The following is a 21142-nucleotide window of genomic DNA, read 5'->3' on the forward strand; positions in this document are numbered from 1 at the left end:
TTGAACTTCCTCGACATGAAGCGTCGCAGTCTACTTCGTATGCCTAAAGATTCTGTTGTCTGATGCGCGGTCTCGAGTTATGGAACGGCGCGTCGCCCGACCTTCGAAATCGGGGTACTTCAAACGCCAGACTTCACTCGCGCAGCAATACTCAACCCACACGAGCAAAAATGTCCGGGTAGAACGGATTCGTCGCGAACGGTCTAGCCCCTAGTCCGCTGGACGGGTAGAATTGTTTAGTAGCGATTGTTTATCTCAAAGGCGAGATATTTTCGCCTATTCGTCATAACATCTCTCATTTGAGTAGTATCGATGAATATGAGCATAGTTCACCGGGGGCGGCCATGCAACCCGATTGCAGCCATATGTATCGAAAGCGGAAACCTTCTCCCAGATCGTGGATACTTGGAATGAATTTTCGCATATTTGCAAAATCTAGAAAAATATCCCTCCATGAGGGGTTGTAGTTGTGCGGTCAGGCCGCGAAGGTGGGTATATGACGCAAATGCCGAACTTGCTCGAGATTGACTGGGAATATGAATCGAAAGAGCTGCTCAAAAGGGAGCTGCGGAAGCAGGGAGTCACTTACCGCCGCTTGGCGGAGTTGCTCCGGGAGGGCGGTTTGGATGAGACCGAGCGGTCGGTGACGAACAAAATCACGCGCGGTAGCTATCGTATGGCTTTTTTCTTACAGGTTCTGAAAACGATCGGCAGTGACAAGGCAGTTTTGTTTGCCCCGCTGACGCCCGATCAGGAAGCTCGTATAAAGAGAGTGGAAATAGCGTAGTAGCAAACTGGGTTGATGGATTTTGGCACCAACCCGGCGGTAGCATGTACGAATGCAGTGAGTTTCCGCCCGGACCAAGCTAGGTCACAAGGGTGCAGATTTTGCCTCAATGAATCCCGCAGGGTATCTGGGACGACGCCCGTTGCAAGGTGCGCCTATGTACCCCTTTCAAGATTTGACCAAAGCCGAAGCTTCGAATTCAGCCGGCCAACCTCGGAAAAAAGGGACACATTAAACAATTGTGTTACCAACACCCACCTAATCAAAGCAAGATAATGCTGGACATCGAACCCCAATGACCACTTCCATCAGCATTAGTAAATTGCCATCCGCATAAGCCGGGGTCACTCAATCGTCGACATTCCACAGTTGATTAGACGATGGTTTCTTATCAGGCTGTGCATGGTCCGCAGCGACTATCACAGCGGATGTCGCGGCTCCGATAGAGCCTCGAACAGGTGATCTGTTCGGTACAGACCTTGTCCATCCGAGTGCACCTCTCCACGGAACCTCGGAAGGCAATCGCGCCCGCACTGGGCATCCGAGACCACCTGCAAGCAGTGCGGTGTCAAGCGTTGTCTTGTCCGGCCTCCTCGCGCGAGAAATCACTTGGGATCCGGCATGAATTGTTTACCCTTCGCGGATCACACATCGTTGGCCGGCCAGACGTCAACGCCGGGATCAATGTAGAACACGATCCCCTCTGAAAAACGCCCAGTCATCGCAGTACCGTCAAGTGCAGGAAGGTAAGCCAATGGAACCAATCCCCCGATCCATACGTGACTCCCGTCGAACTCACTGGCTCTGAAAACCTCGTTCTCCCGGCGAATGGCAATCTGCACCAAAATGCAGAATGTTGCTATGAATACGGCTCTTTGCACCACGCGCGGCATTCGCTTGCCGGCATGATTGCCCGATGATCTAGGGCGCAGCTTCGCCCTGTAAACATCAGTGAGGCTTGACGAGTCGGCCGAATTTACTTCGAAACAGGCCCTGAATAAGGCAAGTGCTGTCTCTTGGGGCGCACGTCCTGCGGAATGAAGGCCGCCTGCCGAAAACAGATCTCTGACGTCAGCGTTTGTAGATGAGACGCCGCTATCATCGTACACGGCACGGTCAGCCTGCGCAGCACGCTGGCGTACACGGCCGTACTTTGGCTCTGGCCGCGTTCCCCAAATTGGTCGAGGTCCAGTTCACGACTTGGACGGACCGTCTGGCACCAACGAGTTGCGCGGACCGATATTGTTACGTCAGAGCTAAAAGGCTCGGGAAGCGGATGCAACGAGTGGATCGCGCCCCATAGGAATTCTGAGGGTGTGGTCCACGACGTCCAATTGTGGACTCGGTTCTGCACTAATAGCTGTTCGATCGGCCACAGTGCCGCCTGCGCAGATCGTAGCCACCTGTCAAGCGAGGCGAACGCCGCGTCGACCATACCCGACTGATGACGAAATCTCAGATATCGATCGAGGAGGAAAGCCTCTCCGGAAGGCGGCTTGCCGCATTGCCGGCATGTGAACAGCGATTTCCCCAGTTGCTCAAAATACCTGCCGCCCCGTTTCCATCTTCGCTCAGCACTGCACGATAGGCAGCGGGTCGTCAATTCTTCGTCGTGTAGCGGGCATCGGTCGAGCAACTGAAATTGATGCCAGGTACTGTGGTATCCATTTCTTAGACAGCGTTGACAAAGACGCGGCCTGTCCGAGAAAAGCAAGCTGACCAAGTTTGGAAAGCAACGAGCAGCCGCCGTCTGTACGTCCCGTAAGGTTAGCCCAGTTTCGCGTTCAAAGTTAACGACGTTGAGGAACGAAGCGTTACCGAACGCGCCATGGTGATAACGCTCATTGAGTCGCCCCGGCCACTCGGCGGGAGCGTGCTCCAAAGCGTTCACGTGACAAAAACGTCCATACACGCCGAACACAGATTCGTGCGGCATCTGTGACCAACTGCTTCCCGTCCAGCGTTCTTGTGACACTCCGCGGGTTTTCTTTGGGCCCTTCAACGAAATCTCGGAAAACGCGTCGGCGGTGCTGAAATCAGCTTCACAACCCGCCCTCATAACGCTTGGGTCGATCCCGTCGAGTAACGTTACCGCGTTCAACAAACGACGTTGCTGGTCCAGGTCTAGACCGGTTATTGCCTCCACTTGTTCGGCGGACGGCTCCGTATTTAGTAACTCCAGGATACGCCTTTGCCGGGTCAGTGTTGGCCAATCGGCGGCAACCACCCTCCCAAAGGGAGGGTAGGGTTCGCTTGTCTCGTCCATGCTCCTCCCGACATTGCGAATGACCATATAAACTTACCAAATATGCATGATATGGAGTAGTTTACTCATATACGAGTTTTTTTGACAAACACAACGTGAAAACTACCGCTAAGTCCGGTCCGGATTGGTCTACGCCTTTACGCCCGCCATGGGAAATGTCGCCCCCTTCGGATCTTTCCGGGGAACATGGAATCAACAGGGCGCCAGCCAGCTCGCTGAAGATTTCTGCGACTACGGATTGGGAGGCCGCGGAAATGTATCTCGCCTCGATTTCGCACCTGTCGGTTGCAGCAACCGAAGGGGCGCGACGGGCGTTGGCACGTCTTTTCCTGTGGTCTTGGGTGCAAGCTCGTAAGCCTGTCTCATCACTACTTTATGCAGATTTTTCAGAATACATGCGTTTCCTACGTGATCCTCAACCTAAAAGTCTATGGTGCAGATCTGGGAACCCGGTCGGGACGAGCAATCACCATTGGCGACCTTTCCTTGGTGACTCAACCGCGAGACGCCCGCACCATGATTCGGCATCAATAAATGGCCTTTTCAGATACTGGATCGCTGTTGGATATGCGATTGGAAATCCAACAGGCGACATACTGCGTGTGGACAACAGAATGATCCGCAGAGAAGTTGGAACTGCTCTCGGCGGTTCCGACAGACCTGTACTCGACTCAGACATGTGGAAAGCGATGATATTGGCCGTGGAAGACTTCAGAGCAGGTACTGACTCCGATCCACACTTTTACGGAAGACTGCGCTTTCTCTTAAGATTAATCTATTTCCTCGGGCCTCAAGTTAAGGAGCTCGTTGGGGCGACTATGAGCAGCTTCCGATGCGAAAAAGGTCGTTGGTGGTGGCACTCAGCGACCAATCCTCAAAGAGGAGGTCCTTTGAAAATGCCTGTTGCCAATGATCTTTTGACTTCCTTTTGTCAGTACCGTAGATTTCGTGGACTTGAGGACCTTCCGACCGGTGACGACCATGCGAGCTTGCTCATCAACTCGCGCCTTGGACCATGTTCACAAGTCTCAATATCCAGAGATCTGCAGGCCGTCAAATTGCGCGCAGCGGAACTTTTCGCTGCACAACTTAGGCATAAGGCCGATCACCTGCGAACCGCGACGGTAAGCTCGATGAGATGCACTGCTTTCGAGTTCGTGGACGCACACGGCACGCTCGTTCGTTACATTGAACGCGACGCGAGCATCGCCCCACCAGGACGACAACGTCTCTTCTTTAAGGGAACCGAAGACCAATGCCACAAGGCAGCGCAAAAGCAACGATGGCCGGATCCATCAACAACGCCTTGGTCAATTGATCTCGCCCCCTAACGTACCTACTCCGTTTAGCCACAGCGCATCCTGCGACATAGCCCATGCACCGACTGTCCGCGATGGTTGCTTTGGAAAGGCTGTGCATGATTCCATGCAATGCACGTGCTGTCTGTTTTCGAATATCACACCGTGCAGTCCGCGCAGCTAATCAATGCAACCGCCGCTGATCGAAAAGGCGAGTTGTCACTGCAGAACGCCGTGCGCATCTTGCTTTCCTGTGTGCGAAACAGGCTGATGGCAAAGCTTCGCATGCTCTAGAGCAAAGCCACTTTCCGTCGTCCCACAATCGTGAGACGACGGAAGGACACGGCCCGACAAGTCATCGCCGAGCGGTCAGCCGCGGACTCACTTCGCCCGGTCGATCGGACTTTTCAATTCCTCGAGCTCAGTTTATTCATCCGCTGAGGTCGTCGTGCGCGCTCGCGAACACATTCCTGCGCGAAGCGGCGCTAGCTCCTCATCCGCCGTTAGTCGAGCAGACTGTACTGCTCCGCGTAACCTGTTCACAAAGCTATTTGTTCATCCGGCGCGTTTCGGGGGGAAAACGCTTCCGGTCAATCACTTCGACGGCGGCCATCTTATTGAATCCCCAAAATCGGCGTCATTGGCGTGGAAAAGAAACCGTGCGATTCGCGCCGCCTTTGCAAGACCTTTAGAACAATTCCAATAAAATCAGCTGCTTATGATCAACTTGGCCGGCTCCAATCGCGCGGAACGGCTTCCGGCTAGTGCAAAATTTTCGCCAGAAAGTCCTTGGCCCGATCGGACTTCGGATTCGCGAAAAAGTCCTCCTTGCAGTCGTCTTCCACGATCAAACCTTTGTCCATGAAGATCACGCGGTGCGCGACTTTCTTTGCAAAGCCCATTTCATGTGTGACGCACATCATCGTCATGCCTTCCTGCGCAAGTTCAACCATCACGTCAAGCACTTCATTGATCATTTCAGGGTCGAGGGCCGAGGTCGGTTCATCGAACAGCATTGCGATCGGGTCCATTGACAACGCGCGCGCAATCGCCACTCGCTGCTGCTGACCGCCTGACAATTGCGCAGGAAATTTATCCGCGTGCGCGCGCAGGCCGACGCGATGCAACAGCTTCAGCGCCTTCTCCCCGGCTTCGTCCTTTGAGCGGCCGAGTACCTTGATCTGCGCAAGTGTCAGGTTTTCGGTAATCGACAGATGCGGGAACAGTTCAAAGTGCTGGAACACCATGCCGACTTTCGCGCGCAGCTTCGAAAGGTTGGTCTTCTTGTCGCCGACCGATTGACCGTTGATCGCAATCTCGCCCTGCTGGAATGGCTCGAGGCCGTTCACCGTCTTGATGAGCGTCGATTTGCCGGAGCCTGACGGTCCGCACACCACGACCACTTCGCCTTTCTTCACCTCGGTGGTGCAATGGGTCAACACCTGAAACTGGCCATACCACTTCGAAACATTATTAATGGAAATCATCTTTTAACCTGTCAACGTTATGCCACTACAACCACTGCTCTATTCAGCGCCGTGCCGGCCGATCCGATACCTGTCGATATAGTGCTGCGCCAAAAACAGCCTGTTTTCCGGTGCGTTCATGCCCGCGCTCCTGGTACCTGGTCAAACCACTTCTGTTCGTCAATTTCGATCAGCGTGGGTACGCGGCGCCCGGCGGCCTGTTTCAGTTCACTTGCGAGCGTTGCCTGGTTGTCGGCCGTGACGGCGCAGCAGCCAAAACCCCGAGCGAGAGCGATGAAGTCCGGCGTGTAGATGTCGACGCCAATCGGCTCGATATCGCGCTCGACCATGTACCTCCGGATTTCGGCATAGCCCCGGTTGTTCCACAGCAGCACGATCACCGGCACGGCCGCTTCGACGGCACTCCCCAGCTCGGGCAACGTGAACTGCAGGCCGCCGTCGCCGACCAGGCAGATGACGGGCCGGTTCCCTACTGCAAGCCGCGCACCGATCGCAGCCGGCAGCCCATAACCCAATGTGCCGTAGCCCGTCGAAGAGTTAAACCACGACCTCGGGGCGGCCGCCTCGAAAACGAAATTGCCCGCGTAGACCGGCCGCGTTGAGTCACCCACGATGACCGCGTCGGGCAGCGTGTCCGATAAGGTATCGAACAGCGCCGCCATCGAGCGGGTCGGTGCGTCGTATTCCGCATTGACCGCCGTGCGCACGGCGCGCACGCGCTGGGCTCCCCAGCGGCCATCGCGCGGCGGGAGCGGACGCGTTGCCAGGCTGGCGTCGAGCGCAGCGAGCGCAAGCTGCGAATCGGCTACGATCGCCACCTCGGGCGCAAAGTTGCGCATCGCCTGCTGGCCGTCGATATCGATTCGAATCAGCTTCCCGTCGATCGCGAACCCGCCGTCGAACACCACGTCGTAGTCGGTTTCGCCGAGTTCGGTGCCGACCGCCAGCACCACGTCGGCCTCGCGCACCATCGCGCGCGGTGCGGGGAGCGACTGGATCGAGCCGATCGACAGCGCGTGACCGCGCGGCAACAGGCCCTTGGCGTTGATCGTCAATGCCACCGGCGCCTGCAGGCGCTCGGCCAGTGCGCACAATTCGGCAGCGCCTTCGTTAGCCCCGCCTCCGGCAAGTATCAGGGGGCGTCGCGCACTGGCCAGCAGAGCGGCGGCTTCCTCAAGCGCGCCTGGTGCGCCGGCGGATCTCGCGGGAAGGGTCGGCACGCGGGACGTCATCGTACGCGCGGGGGCGACGATCACGTCGAGCGGAATCTCGATATGGACCGGACGCGGCCGCTCGCTGGCAAAGACCGCGAAAGCTCGGGCCAGCACCTGCGGCAGCTCATCGGCATCCAGCAGCGTATGAGAGAACGCAGTGAGACCGGCGAACACGCCGTGCTGCGACGGCAGTTCGTGCAGCCGGCCGCTGCCGCCGCCGAGCTCGCGCGTGGCATTCACGCTGGAAATCACCAGCATCGGGATCGAATCGGCATAGGCCTGTGCCATCGCGGTCGCGATATTCGTCATACCGGGCCCCGTGATGATGAAACATACCCCCGGCTTGCCAGTCACGCGTGCATAGCCGTCAGCCATGAAACCCGCGCCCTGTTCATGGCGCGGTGTGACGTGACGCAGCGTTGACGCCGCGAGACCTCGATAGAGTTCGACGGTATGGACACCGGGAATGCCGAACACCAGTTCGACGCCATAGTCTTCGAGCAGCGTTACCAGTGCCTCCCCACAAGTCTGCGCAGCGGCAAATTTCTGCGTGGGGCGCCCAGCCGCATTGGCGAAGAGAGAAGCAACTTCAGGTGAATTCATGTGGATGCCTGAAAATTGACGGTAGCCGGGCATACTTGTCTCGGAGTATGTGTATGTCTGTGCATTCTTGTTTCACAGGGCATACGTGGCAATCGATCAATTTTCATGCTCGTCATGTTCTTTGCTCATGACTTGACCAGGCAGTCCCTAAGCAACGTCGCGGCGGCAAGTGGCAGTAGATCCCGTTCAGCCCATGCGGCGATGAAAACGGTGAATCCTGACTTCATCCCAGAGTCCCAGCGCGAAGAACGGATCATTGCGATTGAATGCCTCGACTTCCTCGCGTGTCTGCGCTTCCACCAGAAAGAAATTGCCGATCTTCTTCTCGCCAGAGTCGTCCACCAACGGACCGGATGTGACAAGAACGATCGGCTTGGTCTCCAGATACGCACGATGCTTCGGCGTATTGGCTTCGCGAAGTTCAAGCCGAGCAAGCGGACATGCGTTGGAGTGCGCCACACTTGCAGTGAGCGCCCGCCCTCTTCCCTAGAACTTCGGATGACATTCGAAATTCACTGACGATGCATGCACGGTCATCATCGCCACACCGCTGACCGTTTCAGTCGTCACACTGCTCTGCATGCCGCGGCGTTCGCAATAGTCGCGCGCCTCGCTTATCGCGCTTTCGTGCGCGCGGGCCCAAGCCATCCGACCGCCTGCCGCGCTCGCCGCTACCGTGTAGATGCCGGGTTTGTCCGTGGCGACAACGTCGGTCGCCGAAGCGCATCCCACGAGGCCGGCACACGCCGCCACCGCCGCGACAAGCGCGCGCGCCTGGTTGGACAATGAGCTTCGACGCTGCAGCGTTCTGGATGCCCGCTCCTGACCGGGCATGTGATCTGAAACAGTGTTCAACATGATTCGCCTACATTTTTGACCGTTTTACCAATCTCGAAATTATGCGCAATCCAGCGCCCCAGATCAGCCTCGTCATCCGAAAACACTGTTGCATGTGCCTGAATAATCGCTGGCAGTCAGTGCCGGGACGGAACTTCGCAAGTCGGCGGCGTGATGGGACGAACAGCGTAATCCCGTCGGCCTAGGCCAGATTTTCATGGCCTTTCTCGCTCATGCAATATCTGCATTCTTCTCATAAAAACAATGCACTGGCTTTATCCCTCCAGTTGGCTTGAAATTAGCACGGTCATTCGATTTTGCTGCGGCCGGGCGGGGTCGATGAACCCAGACCGAATTCGCCCAGCAGCAAGGCTGTGCAATCAAGTCCGCAACAGGCGGATATAAAAAGAGGAGACATGCATGCGTTTTATCAATCATGGCGTTTGCGGAGCCACACTGATTCTTGCCGCCGGTGGCGCCGCGGCCGCCGAGTCGAGCGTGACCTTGTACGGCATCGTCGATGCGAATATCCAGTATCTCGACAACGGCGGCGTCCATTCGTATGCCGCAAAGAGCGGCGGTTCGAGTGGCTCCCTGTTCGGCCTGAAGGGCACCGAAGACCTGGGCGGCGGCCTGAAGGCGCAGTTCAACGTCGAAACGGGTTTTAACGTGAACAACGGCGGCTTGTTCGTCGACACCTCGGCGCTCTTCTACCGTCAGGCATGGGTCGGCCTGAGCGACGACAAATACGGTTCGGTGACCATGGGGCGTCAGTACGAGCCGAGCTTCCGGGTCATCTACCCGTCCGACCCGTTTCGCGCGAACGAAATGCTGTCGCCGTTTTCGGCCAACGTCCTCGCAGTCGGTCGGAACACGCTCTCGACACAGTACGATTCCGGCCGCGCCAGCAATTCGATCATGTATCAATCGCCGAATCTCAAAGGCCTGCAGTTCTACGGCATGTATGCGTTCGCCGCCACGGTAAGCCAGCCCGTGCCGGCCACGACGGGCAACATGCTGAACGTCGCAGCCACTTACTCGGGCTACGGTTTCTACGCGGGTCTTGCGTATGTGAACCAGCATCCGGGACAGGTAACCATCGCCGGCCTGCCTGCTTCGCTGAGCCTCCTCGGCACCGAGCACTTCATCGGCGCGCTCGCTTACCGGATCGGCATCGTGAACTTCCAGTTCAACTATTCATACAACCGCGCGCAGGACCCGGCGCCAGGGTCGCTGGCCGCGCACCTGGGCACTGGCCATTCGCTGAGCATTGCGGAGTTGGGCGCGACGATCCAGGCAACCCCGGCTGACGTGATCGCAATTGCCGGCGTTCAGCGCAGCGTGCGTGGCGTGCATGACAATACGTCGAGCATCGAAGTGGGCGTCGATCATTCGATATCCAAACGCACGAGTCTGTACATGCGGGCGGGCTACATGAAGAACAACGGTGCCGCCACGGTGAGCTGGCCGGGCGTGACCGTGACCGCACCCGGAACCAAGCAGATTCTTGCGACAGTGGGCGTGACGCATCGGTTCTAAGGCGCATCGGTGCGGGGTTATTCCCCTGCCGGCAACCCGCCCGATGCGCCCAGGGGCGGGCGTGCGGCGTTGCCGCCTGCGTCCGGCAGCGCGATGTCGTCCGGCGTGGGCGTCGGTGCCGACGCCGGCTCGCCGCTGCCATGCGTCTCACCGTCGACCGCCCCGCTCGTCGGCACAGGCGCTTGAAGAAGCGGCGGCTGCGTCGGGAGCGGCTTGGGTTCAACATTCGCACCGGACGCAGATACAGATGCCGACGCAGGTACTGCAACAGCAGGCGCGTGTCGCACCGTATTGCGCGTAACAACCGGCGCTTCGGTCTTCGCGGGCGGCGCCGCGAACAGATGCTGGAACCATTCGCGCAATCTGCCCGAGCGTTCCGTAAACCAGCCTGGCTCCTGGTCGGTCGCGAATCTGATGTGGCTGTCGACCAGCTTCGACCTTTGGGCGCGCTGGAAGAAGTCGCCGACAATCGGCAACGCGCTGTGCGCCCCCTGGCCCCAATAGTCGCTGCGCAAGGTCACCCGGCTGTCGTTGAAGCCAACCCACGCGCCTGCCACGAGTTGCGGCTGGATCAGGATGAACCAGCCGTCGGCGTTACCCTGCGTGGTGCCCGTCTTGCCGGCGACATCGCCGCGCACGCCAAAGCGGCTGCGAATGCTCGAACCTGTCCCCCGGGTCACCACATCGCGCATCACATCGACGAGCGTGCGTGCGGCGCCGGCCGGCAACTCCTGTTTGGGCGGCACCGGTGCGAATTCGGCGAGCACCTCGCCGTTGCGGTCTTCGATACGCGTGACCATGACCGGCTCCACGTAACCGCCGAGGTTGGCGATCGTGCCGTAGGCCGAGACCATCTCCTTGAGCGTCACCGGACTCGTGCCGAGCGCGAGCGACGGCACCGGGTCGAGTTCGCTGTCGCGCACGCCCATGGCGCGCGCCAGTCTCGCGACCTTGTTCGGACCGACCGTTTCCATCAGCTGGGCGGTGATCCGGTTGCGGGAATACGCGAGGCCGTCGCGCAGGCTGATGGCGCGCTCGCTCGGCTCATCCTCGTCGCTCGGCCGCCAGACTTCGCCGCCGGCCAGCGGAATCTCGACGGGCTTGTCGATAAACGTGTCGGACGGTTTGGCGCCGTCTTCGAAGGCCGCGGCGTAGACGAACGGCTTGAAGGTCGAGCCCGGTTGGCGCCGCGCCTGCTGGACGTGGTCGAACGGGTCCTGGCTGAAGTCGCGGCTGCCGACCCATGCCTTGATCTGGCCGTTACGCGGGTCCATCGCGAGAAAGTCCGCCTGCACCCGGGTCTTGGATTCGCATACTGCCTGCACCAGGTTGCGGTCGGATGAAACGCGCTTCAGCGCGTCGTCGTCCGTCAGGCCCGCGTCTTTCGCGGCGCGATAGTCAGGCGTTTCGCGCAGGAAAGTCTGCAGCAGGTCGCGGCCGTTCGCACAACCCGCGCGCGTGCCCCACGCGGAGTTGGCAATGCCCTGCAACTGGTTGCCCTGCAAAGTCACGGCCTGAGTGGCCATGGTCTGCAAGCGTGAATCGATGGTGGTGCGCACCACCAGTCCGTCGGAATAGATGTTGTAGTCGTTGCGATCGGCCCATGCTGCGAGCCACTTGCGCAATTGCTGCGCGAAGTGCGGCGCGGGCCCCGGCGGCTCGGTTTGCCGCTCGAAATCGATACGCAAGGGACGGCGCACGAGCGTCGCATAGGCCGCGGGCGTGAGCTTGCCGTACTTGACCATTTGCGCCAGCACCGTGTTGCGCCGCTGCAGGGCGCGTTCCGGGTTGAGCACCGGGTTGTAGTAGCTATTGCCCTTGAGCATGCCGGTGAGCGTCGCGCTTTCCAGCACGTTCAGGTCGCCGGCCGATTTGTCGAAATAGGTTCGCGCCGCCATCTCGATGCCATAGGCGTTGTAGAGGAACGGCACCGTGTTGAGGTAGGTCTCGAGGATTTCGTCCTTGGTGTAGAGCGCCTCGATCTTGAAGGCCGTGATCGCCTCCTTGATCTTGCGGGTCAGCGTGGGCGCGCGGCCGATCTCGTCCGGATAAAGATTGCGGGCGAGTTGCTGGGTGATGGTCGAGCCGCCCTGGCGGTCACCGGAAAAGGTGTGCAGCGCGGCCGAAGCCGTCCGGCGCCAATCCAGCCCGAAATGCTGGTAGAAACGGTGGTCTTCCGTGGCGATCAGCGCGTTCACCACGTTCGGGGAGATGTCCTTGAGTTTCACCCACTCGCGGTTCGAGGGCTTGAATTCGGCCAGCAGTTTGCCGTCGGCCGAGAGAATCTGGGCCGGCTGCTCGATTTTCGCCTTGCGGATGTCGCCGATGCTGGGTGTGAACGGGATCAGGGCCAGGACATACACGACGAAGAACGCCGGGATTGCAGCGCAGGCCCATGCCACGCCTCGGCGTGTGGGATGGCGCAGATGCCACAGCGCCCGGATGATGAGCGGGTTCGCCAGGATGAGCCCTTTTTCAAGGGTCTGTAGGAATGAGGTGATCAGGCGCTTCACACGGGCTACCGTCTGCTGGGAAAGGCTGAATCCTACCAAGATGCTGAGCGACGGCCGATTTTTGCGTCGCAGATAGGCAAACCCAATCGCCGCGCACAGGCAGAAACCCAAGCCCACTATAATGTCGGCAATTCTGACAAGAGGTGCTTCATGATCATCAAACCGCGCGTGCGTGGCTTCATCTGTGTATCGACCCATCCGGTTGGCTGCGAAGCCAACGTCAAAGAACAGATCGAATACGTCAAGGCACGCGGTCCCATCGCCAATGGCCCGAAAAAAGTGCTCGTGATCGGCGCCTCCACGGGCTACGGCCTCGCTGCCCGCATCAGCGCCGCGTTCGGCGCCGACGCCGCCACGCTCGGCGTGTTCTTCGAGCGTGCCGGCAGCGAAACCAAAGCCGGCACCGCGGGCTGGTACAACACCGCCGCCTTCGAGAAATTCGCCGCGGAAAAAGGCCTGTACGCCACAAGCATCAACGGCGACGCCTTCTCCGATGAAGTCAAGCAACGCACCATCGAAGTCATCAAGCGCGATCTCGGTCAGGTCGACCTGGTCGTCTACAGTCTTGCGGCGCCCAAGCGCACGCATCCGAAAACCGGTGAAGTGTTCAGCTCAACCCTGAAGCCCGTCGGCAAAGCCGTCAACCTGCGCGGCATCGACACCGACAAGGAAGTCGTCAAGGAAACCGTCCTCGAACCCGCCACGCAAGCCGAAATCGACAACACCGTCGCGGTGATGGGCGGCGAAGACTGGCAGATGTGGATCGACGCCCTCCTCGAGGCCAACGTGCTCGCCGATGGCGCGAAGACGACCGCGTTCACCTATCTCGGCGAAAAAATCACGCACGACATCTACTGGAACGGTTCGATCGGCGCGGCCAAGAAAGATCTCGACCAGAAGGTGCTCGGTATCCGCGAAAAACTCGCGGCCAAGGGCGGCGATGCACGCGTCTCGGTGCTCAAGGCGGTCGTCACGCAAGCGAGCTCCGCGATTCCGATGATGCCGCTGTACCTGTCGCTGCTCTTCAAGGTCATGAAGGAAAAAGGCACGCACGAAGGCTGTATCGAGCAGGTCTACGGTCTCTACAAAGACAGCATGTACGGCACAGCACCGCACATCGACGAAGAAGGCCGTCTGCGCGCAGACTACAAGGAACTCGATCCCGAAGTGCAAGCCCGCGTTCAGGAACTCTGGACTCAGGTGACCAACGACAATATTTACGAGCTCACCGACTTCAGCGGCTACAAGACTGACTTCCTGCGCCTGTTTGGATTCGAGATCGCCGGCGTGGACTATGAAGCCGACGTCAATCCGGACGTGCAGATTCCTGGGCTGGTACAGGTCTGAGTCTTCGCGGGGCTCTGCCGCCCCGCCTGCCTGTTGCCTGTTTGTAGAACATCGGTGGCCCATTCGGGCTGAAGACGGGCGACCTCGCATGGGCGCTCAACCATCCCCGGCCACGCGGCATCACTCAAATGTCGCGCGGGTGCTTCCGTATCAGCAGGGAAACGCCGCCTGAAGCGTGCGCAGAATGGCGAGGCCGATCGGAAAGTCGTCTGAAAGACCCGGATGGTTGGTGAAAAACTGATCGAGCAGCGGATAGACGTTCTGGTTGCCAATAGCGAGATTCTGCGGCGGGCAGAACAGCGGCGGACGCTTCTTCGACACCAGATCCCCGTTCGCCCACCCCAGCGCGTTGATCGTGCCCGTAATGTAAGCCGCGTAGACCGAGTTGTTATCGGTATGCGCCCAGAGTTTGTATTGCGCGGCCGTCATCTCGGCGCTTGCGTTGAGCGTAAAGCAGGCCGTCAGCAAAGCCAGTGCAAATTTCGATACCCGCATCTTGAACCTTCAATCTGTGTCGCAAAAGCCGCCATTGTAGGCGAGTCGGGGAATGCTGCGCTGAAGCGCTCGTCGATCAGGAATCCGTAAGCATTGGACGAGTATTTTGTAAGCATTCCGGCGCGATGCGGATCCTTTGTGCCGGAGTCACCGCGCTCACGTTAATGAGTCACGTAAGCAGCACGAATGCGCCGCTTACGGCGTGCCGTTGCGACAGTACGCCAGGTAGCCTGGGCGCGTGGCAAGGCGCCCCATGTAAGCCATCAGCGCGGGAAAATCGGCGTGTTGCAATGGCGTCTCGAGCCAGCGGTTGACCGACAGCGCGATCGGAATGTCCGCCAGCGAGAACGATGACCCGGCGATGAACGCGCCTGTCTTCTCCAGTTGCCTGTCGACAATTGCAACATGCTTCGCCCAGTTTGCACACGACAGATCGATCTGCTGACGATCCTGATGAGCCGGAGAATGCCGGACCAGCGCAAGAAACGCGTAGCTCCATGCCCGGTTCAACTCGCTCGCCTGCCAGTCGATCCATTGGTCGCACTTCGCGCGCTCGCAAGGATCGCCCGGATAGAACGACTCGCCGTTATAGCGGCCGGCCAGGTAACGGATGATCGAGTTGGATTCCCACAGCACGAACTCGCCGTCCCGGATCACCGGAACCATGGCGTTGGGATTCAACGCGACGAATTCGGGCACGTCGGTCGCCCTGAATCCGGAACCCCAATCCTCCCGTTCAAACGGCAGGTCGAGTTCGGCACACGCCCACAGTACTTTGCGGACGTTTATGGATGAGGCTTTGCCGAGTATCTGAAGCATGGGGTCGCTCGTTCGATCGCTATGGATAATTTCACCGGGAATCCGGCTCGAATCGTAGCGTATCGATAGCGGGATAAATCGGACATGGACACTTCCCGCGTTGCGCGCTGGGCCAGCCGGCGTCACGACAAAGGATCGGTTAAACCGACTCAAAACCCATCAGCACATTCACCGCATTCACCCCGATCGCCGCGACCGCGTAGCCGCCCTCCATCACGAACAGAGTCGGCTTCCCCACTCGTCCGATCGCCTCGCCGATGCGCAGATAGTCGGCGCTGCGCAGCTTGAACTGCGAAATCGGGTCCTCTTCGAACGTATCGACACCGAGCGACACCACCAGCGCATCCGGCGCGTATTCAGCGACACGCGCGCAAGCCGCGTCGAGCGCCACCGTATAGTCCGCCCACGCCGTGCCCGGTTGCAGCGGGAAGTTCGCGTTGCAGCCGAGACCCGCCCCCGTGCCGGTTTCGTCGGCGTGCCCGAGAAAGAACGGATACTCGGTGCGCGGATCGCCATGCAGCGACGCGAACAATACGTCCGAACGGTGATAGAAGATGCTCTGCGTGCCGTTGCCGTGGTGATAGTCGACGTCGAGAATCGCCACGCGTTTCGCGCCCGCGTCGAGGAACGATTGCGCCGCCACCGCCGCGTTGTTGATGTAGCAGTAGCCGCCCATATAGTCCGCCGCAGCGTGGTGCCCGGGCGGGCGGCACAACGAGAACGCGCCGCGCGCGCCCGCCCTCACGTGGCGCGCGCCGGTCAGCGCGACATCCACGGCATCGCTCACGGCAGCCCACGTGCCCGCGGTGATCGGCACACCCGCATCCATCGAGTAGTAGCCGAGCTTGCCATCGATATCTTCCGGCACGCGGTCCTGGCGCATGCCGCGCACTGGCCATATGAGCGGCAGCGCGTCGTGCTTGCGGCCGAGCGCGCTCCATTCGTCCCATGCGCTGCCAAGAAACGCAATGAAGCCCTTGTCGTGAATACGGTGCACCGGATCGAGCCCGAACGGTGCGGGCGCAATCACCTCGCCGAGTTTCGTTTCGCGCACCCGTTCCAGGATGAAATCAGCACGGCTTGGCATCTCGAAGCAAGGCTTCATTTCGCCGTCGATCAGTTCGGCATGGCCATGGTGCAGCCGATGTCGATCGCTATACACAGTCAACATGCAACGTCTCCTCAGAATGCTTGCCGCTCGAATCCGTCACTCAACCCGCCGAGAATCGTATGCAGGGTCGCGACGCATTAAGCCGGCGACGGGCGTTGCGAACACGGTGCATCGGTCATGGGCCGCTCTCGGGTTCCCTCAATGAACCGATGATATTTGATCAAATTTCCCAAAAGAAAAAATCCGTGCGATGATTTGATCAAATCCCATCATGCAAAACGCCCGGCTTCCCCGAACAGGCAGCGCGTCGCGCACGGTTTGCAGCCGCGCTTCGCGCCGTCTTCATCAACCGACTGGAGTCAACCTTGCAAAGCGACCTACGCGACGATCTGCGTGAATTCCTGGAACATCACCACATCCATGAAGTGGAGTGCGTGATACCGGACATGACGGGCGTCGCGCGCGGCAAGATCGTGCCGAAGAACCTGTTTCTCTCGGAAGGCAAGATGCACATGTCGAACGCGCTCCTGATGATCACCGTCAACGGCGAGTTCGCGGATTTCGAACGCTTTGTCGGGCCGAGCGATCCCGACATGGTTTGCATCCCCGATCCCAACACGGTACGGCTGGTACCGTGGGCCATCGAGCAGGTCGCGGTCGTGATCCACGATTGCGTCGGACTCGATGGCAAGCCGATCGGCATTTCGCCGCGCGCGGTGTTGCGGCGGGTGCTGAAGCTCTATGAGGAAAAAGGCTGGCGTCCCGTGGTCGCGCCGGAGATGGAGTTCTACCTGATCGCCCAGAATCAGAATCCGCATGAACCGCTGCGCCCGCCGCTCGGCCGCGCGGGGCGCAGCGAGGCTGGCCGCCAGTCGTTCTCGATCGACGCCGTCAACGAATTCGATCCGTTCTTCCAGGACCTGTCGCGCTTCTGCGAGACCACGCATCTCGGTGTCGAAACGCTCGTGCACGAAGTCGGCGCAGGGCAAATGGAGATCAACTTTTCGCACGGCGACGCGCTCGATCTCGCCGACCGCGTGTTCCTGTTCAAGCGCGCGGTGCGAGAAACCGCCTTCCGTCATGGCATTTTCGCGACCTTCATGGCCAAGCCGATGGAGCATGAGCCCGGCAGCGCGATGCATATTCATCAGAGCATCGTCGATAGTGAAACCGGCGAGAACATCTTTTCTTTGCCCGACGGATCGGCGAGTCCGCTGTTTTTCAACTATATCGGCGGCTTGCAGAAGTACATGCCACAAGCCATGCCGATGTTCGCGCCCTATGTGAATTCGTACCGGCGCCTGTCGCGCTTTACCGCTGCGCCGATCAACGTGCGCTGGGGTTACGACAACCGCACCTGCGGCATTCGCGTGCCTAATTCCGGGCCGGACGGCCGGCGGCTCGAAAACCGCGTGCCGGGCGTCGACGTCAATCCGTATCTGGCGATGGCGGCCACCCTCGCCTGCGGCTATCTCGGCATGGTGGAGCAGCTGGAAGCGTCGGCGCCAATGGTCGAAAGCGCCTACGACCTCGAATACGAATTGCCGCGCGGTCTCGAAGATGCGCTCAAGGCGCTCCTGAAGTGCACCGAACTCGCGGACGTGCTCGGCGACAACTTCGTGCAGGCCTATTGCGCGGTGAAGGAAAAAGAGTTCGAGACCTTCTCGCAAGGCATTACCGCGTGGGAACGCGAGCATCTGCAACTGCTCGTCTGAGCCCGGGCGGCTTATCAAAACATCATTGGAGAAGCTGGATTTGAATACCCGCCACGGCATCAACTGGGAGCGTGCGCAGGCGCTCGTCGAACGCGAACGCCGCGCGTTTACCGAGGCCATGCCGAAATCCCGCGCGCTATCCGAACGCGCCGCGCGCCATCTGTTGTTCGGCGTGCCGCTGCACTGGATGAACGACTGGTCGACACCCTTCTCGCTCTATGTCGATCAAGCGCGCGGCGCCGCGTTTACCGACGTGGACGGTCATCGCTACGCCGACTTCTGCCTCGGCGACACGGGCGCGATGTTCGGCCACTCGCCCGCCCCGGTAGCCCGCGCGCTGGCTGCCCAGGCTGAGCGCGGCTTGACGACCATGCTGCCGGGCGAGGATGCCGCGTGGGTCGGCGAAGAACTCGCACGCCGTTTCGGACTGCCCTACTGGCAGTTCGCGATGACGGCGAGCGACGCCAACCGCTTTGCGTTGCGCTGGGCGCGCGCCGCGACCGGACGCCGGCAGATTGTGATTTTCAACGGCTGCTATCACGGCACCGTGGACGACGTGTTCGTCGATCTCGTCGACGGCAAGCCGCAACAGCGCGACAGCCTGATCGGCCAGGTGCACGACCTGCTCGACACCACGCGCGTGATCGAATTCAACGACCTGGCTGCGCTGGAGAACGCGCTGAAGGACGGCGACGTGGCCTGTGTGCTGGCCGAACCCGCGATGACCAACATCGGCATGGTGCTGCCTGAACCGGACTACTGGCGGCAAGCGCAAGCGCTCATGCGCCGCTACGGCACGCTGCTCGCCATCGACGAAACCCACACCATCAGCTGCGGGCCGGGTGGTTACTCGACGGCGTACGGCCTCGAACCCGACCTGTTCATCCTCGGCAAGCCGGTGGGTGGCGGCTTTCCGTGCGCGGTGTACGGTTTCAGCGCCGAGCTGGCAGCCCGCGCGCAGCACGCCAAGCGCAGCGCACCGCCTGGGCACTCCGGCATCGGCACCACCCTTACAGCGAACATGCTGGCAATGAGCGCGATCCGCGCAACGCTCGCCGAGGTGATGACCGAGGCCGCCTACGATCATATGTTCGCGCTCGCCGAGCGGATCGAAGCCGGCCTGAAAAGCGCGATCGCCCGTCATGGCCTCGCGTGGTGCGTGACGCGCGTCGGCGCCCGCACCGAATTCCAGTTCACGCCGACACCGCCGCGCAACGGCGCCGAGGCCGGCCGCCAGCTCGATCCGGAACTGGAGCATATCGTGCACCTGTACCTGCTCAATCGCGGCGTGCTGATCACGCCGTTTCACAACATGATCCTGGTGTGCCCCGACACGTCGGCAACCGACGTCGACAGACTGGTTTCTACGTTCGACGCCTGCCTTGCCGAACTGACCTGAGCGCTTTCGGATCGAGGTTGATCGAGCGCGGCCGGCGCTAGACTGTCGGCCTTTTTTGCAGCCTTTTTGCAGCTTTATTTCGGTCGCCGCACTGAGCTTTATGAAAACTTCGCGCCATCACACGCTGCAGGACCAGACCTACGAAACGCTGCGGCAATGGCTGACGATCGGGCGCTTCGTGCCGGGCGAGCGCATCAAGATCCGTCACGTCGCCGCCGAACTCGGCGTGGGCGAGATGCCGGTGCGCTCCGCCTTGCAGCGCCTTGCAGCCGAATCGGCGCTGGTGAACGTGCCTAATTGCGGCGTGACGGTGCCCCGTCTGTCGAAACAGCAATTCGACGATGTGCTGCGCGTGCGCCTGATTCTCGAAGGCCAGGCCGCCGAACTGGGCGTACCGCATCTCAGTGCGCACGATCTGGAAGCGCTGGAAAAACTGAACGAGGAGATGGCGCGGGCCCTGCGGACTGCCGACGCCAAGGCCTATCTCGACGCCAACGAAGCGTTCCATCTGATTCTGTACCGCGCGGCCGGCTCGCCGCTTCTGCTCGAGTTGATCGAAACGGTGTGGCTGCAGGTCGGGCCGATTTCGAATCTGTTGTTTGGCGAGGCGCAGTTTGCCGGCACGCTCAACGATGCGCACGACGAATTGCTGAACGCCGCGAAGGCGCGCGATGCGGCCGGCGTGCGACGCGCGATCGAGCACGACCTGAGCCATGCGGCGAGTTGTTTGCGGGAGCAATGTTTGTAGGGATCACGCTTTCAGCGTCGCCTGTTCGAGAATCATGTCGTAGAGCGCCTGCGCCGCCGGCGATAACTGAGCGGTCTTGCGCGCCACGAGGACCAGCGTGCGCGAGACCACCGGATGCGTGAGCTCGACGGTGCGAACCGTCGGATACGCACCCTTCTGAATGGCGAGCGCCGGCACGACGGCCGCGCCCACCCCTTGAGCGACCAGGCCGACAGCCGTCGAACTGCGTTGCACTTCATAAAAGGAACGCAGCGCCAGTTCGCTCTTTTCCAGTGCAACATCGAGCAATGCGCGATTGCCGCTGACCTCGCCGGCAAAAATCAGCGGATAGGGTTGCAGTTGCGGCCAGGCGATGCGCCGCCGTTTTGCCAGAGGATGATCTTCATGGCAAATCAGCACGTAGCGGTCTTCCGTCAACGGCACGCTGGCGAGATCCGGATGATGCTCACCGGCGATATTGATGCCGAACTCCACCTCCCGGCGCAACACCGCCTCCTCCACCGCTGACGACGCGTGATCGAGAATCTTGATGCGGTTATGCGGATAACGCGCGGCGTACGCCTGCAAAATGCGCGGCAGATACTGCACGCCCACGGTCGGCACGCAGGCGATCGACACGTCGCCGCGACGGGCCACACCCGTCTCACGAATCTCCACCAGCGCGTCGGCAAGCTCGCCCAACAAGCGGCGCGCCTGCGGTAGAAAACTGCGCCCTATTTCCGTCAGCGCCATGGAGCGGGTGGTCCGCTCGATCAGCGTGACGCCCAGAAACGTTTCGAGCTTACGCAGACGTTGCGTAATGGCCGTTTGCGTGACGTGCAGTGAATCGGCGGCGCTTTGAAAGCTGCCGCGATCCGCGATCGCGACGAACGCCTGGACGCCGAGCGTGTCGATTTTCATTAGAAAAATGAAGGAATTGGAATGATAAATTCATTTTACTCTGCCTTCGCCACCGCACAGAATG

General features: G+C 60.1%; 16 protein-coding genes. 6 read left to right on the forward strand and 10 right to left on the reverse strand.

Annotated features, from left to right (window positions below):
• Positions 1 to 496 precede the first annotated feature (496 nt).
• On the forward strand, positions 497 to 787 hold the full coding sequence (locus tag AYM40_RS10600) for a DUF6471 domain-containing protein (protein ID WP_063496183.1): 291 nt from the start codon (positions 497 to 499) through the stop codon (positions 785 to 787).
• Positions 788 to 1431: 644 nt separating this feature from the next.
• On the opposite strand, the gene AYM40_RS41365 is transcribed toward AYM40_RS10600, so the two are convergent.
• The 5 genes from AYM40_RS41365 to AYM40_RS10635 all read right to left on the reverse strand — a co-directional run bounded on the left by AYM40_RS41365 (position 1432) and on the right by AYM40_RS10635 (position 8513).
• Positions 1432 to 1680: a hypothetical protein gene (locus tag AYM40_RS41365; protein WP_063496184.1), complete on the reverse strand. Its 249-nt coding sequence runs from the start codon at positions 1678 to 1680 to the stop codon at positions 1432 to 1434.
• Positions 1681 to 5112: 3432 nt separating this feature from the next.
• Positions 5113 to 5838, reverse strand: coding sequence for an amino acid ABC transporter ATP-binding protein (locus tag AYM40_RS10620; RefSeq protein WP_063496187.1), 726 nt, complete (start codon positions 5836 to 5838; stop codon positions 5113 to 5115).
• 116 nt (positions 5839 to 5954) lie between these two features.
• Positions 5955 to 7655, reverse strand: a complete 1701-nt coding sequence (locus AYM40_RS10625; RefSeq protein ID WP_063497954.1) for a 5-guanidino-2-oxopentanoate decarboxylase — start codon at positions 7653 to 7655, stop codon at positions 5955 to 5957.
• A 186-nt stretch (positions 7656 to 7841) separates the two neighbouring features.
• Positions 7842 to 8114 carry a YciI family protein gene (locus tag AYM40_RS10630; RefSeq protein WP_063496188.1) on the reverse strand — a complete coding sequence of 91 codons (273 nt, stop codon included), beginning with the start codon at positions 8112 to 8114 and terminating at the stop codon, positions 7842 to 7844.
• A gap of 27 nt (positions 8115 to 8141) precedes the next feature.
• Entirely contained in the window at positions 8142 to 8513 is a 372-nt protein-coding gene (locus AYM40_RS10635; protein ID WP_236720815.1) for a hypothetical protein, read from the reverse strand.
• A gap of 399 nt (positions 8514 to 8912) precedes the next feature.
• On the opposite strand from AYM40_RS10635, the gene AYM40_RS10640 reads away from it, so the two are divergent.
• The gene (locus AYM40_RS10640) at positions 8913 to 10031 is read left to right on the forward strand and encodes a porin (RefSeq protein WP_063496189.1); all 1119 of its coding nucleotides are present in this window, start codon (positions 8913 to 8915) and stop codon (positions 10029 to 10031) included.
• 17 nt (positions 10032 to 10048) lie between these two features.
• On the opposite strand, the gene AYM40_RS10645 is transcribed toward AYM40_RS10640, so the two are convergent.
• On the reverse strand, positions 10049 to 12544 hold the full coding sequence (locus AYM40_RS10645) for a penicillin-binding protein 1A (RefSeq protein WP_063497956.1): 2496 nt from the start codon (positions 12542 to 12544) through the stop codon (positions 10049 to 10051).
• Between the two features lie 150 nt (positions 12545 to 12694).
• Between AYM40_RS10645 and fabV the strand changes: the two genes are divergently transcribed.
• On the forward strand, positions 12695 to 13891 hold the full coding sequence (gene fabV, locus AYM40_RS10650; RefSeq protein WP_063496190.1) for an enoyl-ACP reductase FabV: 1197 nt from the start codon (positions 12695 to 12697) through the stop codon (positions 13889 to 13891).
• 150 nt (positions 13892 to 14041) lie between these two features.
• On the opposite strand, the gene AYM40_RS10655 is transcribed toward fabV, so the two are convergent.
• The 3 genes from AYM40_RS10655 to AYM40_RS10665 all read right to left on the reverse strand — a co-directional run bounded on the left by AYM40_RS10655 (position 14042) and on the right by AYM40_RS10665 (position 16376).
• Positions 14042 to 14386: a hypothetical protein gene (locus AYM40_RS10655; protein WP_063496191.1), complete on the reverse strand. Its 345-nt coding sequence runs from the start codon at positions 14384 to 14386 to the stop codon at positions 14042 to 14044.
• Between the two features lie 195 nt (positions 14387 to 14581).
• Positions 14582 to 15205: a glutathione S-transferase family protein gene (locus AYM40_RS10660; RefSeq protein ID WP_063496192.1), complete on the reverse strand. Its 624-nt coding sequence runs from the start codon at positions 15203 to 15205 to the stop codon at positions 14582 to 14584.
• A 139-nt stretch (positions 15206 to 15344) separates the two neighbouring features.
• Complete coding sequence (locus tag AYM40_RS10665; RefSeq protein WP_063496193.1) at positions 15345 to 16376, reverse strand: histone deacetylase family protein; 1032 nt, start codon at positions 16374 to 16376, stop codon at positions 15345 to 15347.
• A 305-nt stretch (positions 16377 to 16681) separates the two neighbouring features.
• On the opposite strand from AYM40_RS10665, the gene AYM40_RS10670 reads away from it, so the two are divergent.
• The 3 genes from AYM40_RS10670 (at position 16682) to AYM40_RS10680 (ending at position 20178) form a co-directional block, all read left to right on the forward strand.
• The gene (locus AYM40_RS10670) at positions 16682 to 18031 is read left to right on the forward strand and encodes a glutamine synthetase family protein (RefSeq protein ID WP_063496194.1); all 1350 of its coding nucleotides are present in this window, start codon (positions 16682 to 16684) and stop codon (positions 18029 to 18031) included.
• Positions 18032 to 18071: 40 nt separating this feature from the next.
• Positions 18072 to 19430 carry an aspartate aminotransferase family protein gene (locus AYM40_RS10675; protein WP_063496195.1) on the forward strand — a complete coding sequence of 453 codons (1359 nt, stop codon included), beginning with the start codon at positions 18072 to 18074 and terminating at the stop codon, positions 19428 to 19430.
• 100 nt (positions 19431 to 19530) lie between these two features.
• A complete protein-coding gene (locus AYM40_RS10680) occupies positions 19531 to 20178 on the forward strand; it encodes a GntR family transcriptional regulator (RefSeq protein ID WP_063496196.1) in 648 nt (215 codons plus the stop codon).
• Positions 20179 to 20181: 3 nt separating this feature from the next.
• On the opposite strand, the gene AYM40_RS10685 is transcribed toward AYM40_RS10680, so the two are convergent.
• Positions 20182 to 21078 (reverse strand): LysR family transcriptional regulator, encoded by an 897-nt coding sequence (locus AYM40_RS10685; RefSeq protein WP_063496197.1) that lies wholly within the window; start codon positions 21076 to 21078, stop codon positions 20182 to 20184.
• Between the last annotated feature and the right edge of the window lie 64 nt (positions 21079 to 21142).

The sequence above is a fragment of the Paraburkholderia phytofirmans OLGA172 genome, from assembly GCF_001634365.1.
Lineage (GTDB): Bacteria > Pseudomonadota > Gammaproteobacteria > Burkholderiales > Burkholderiaceae > Paraburkholderia.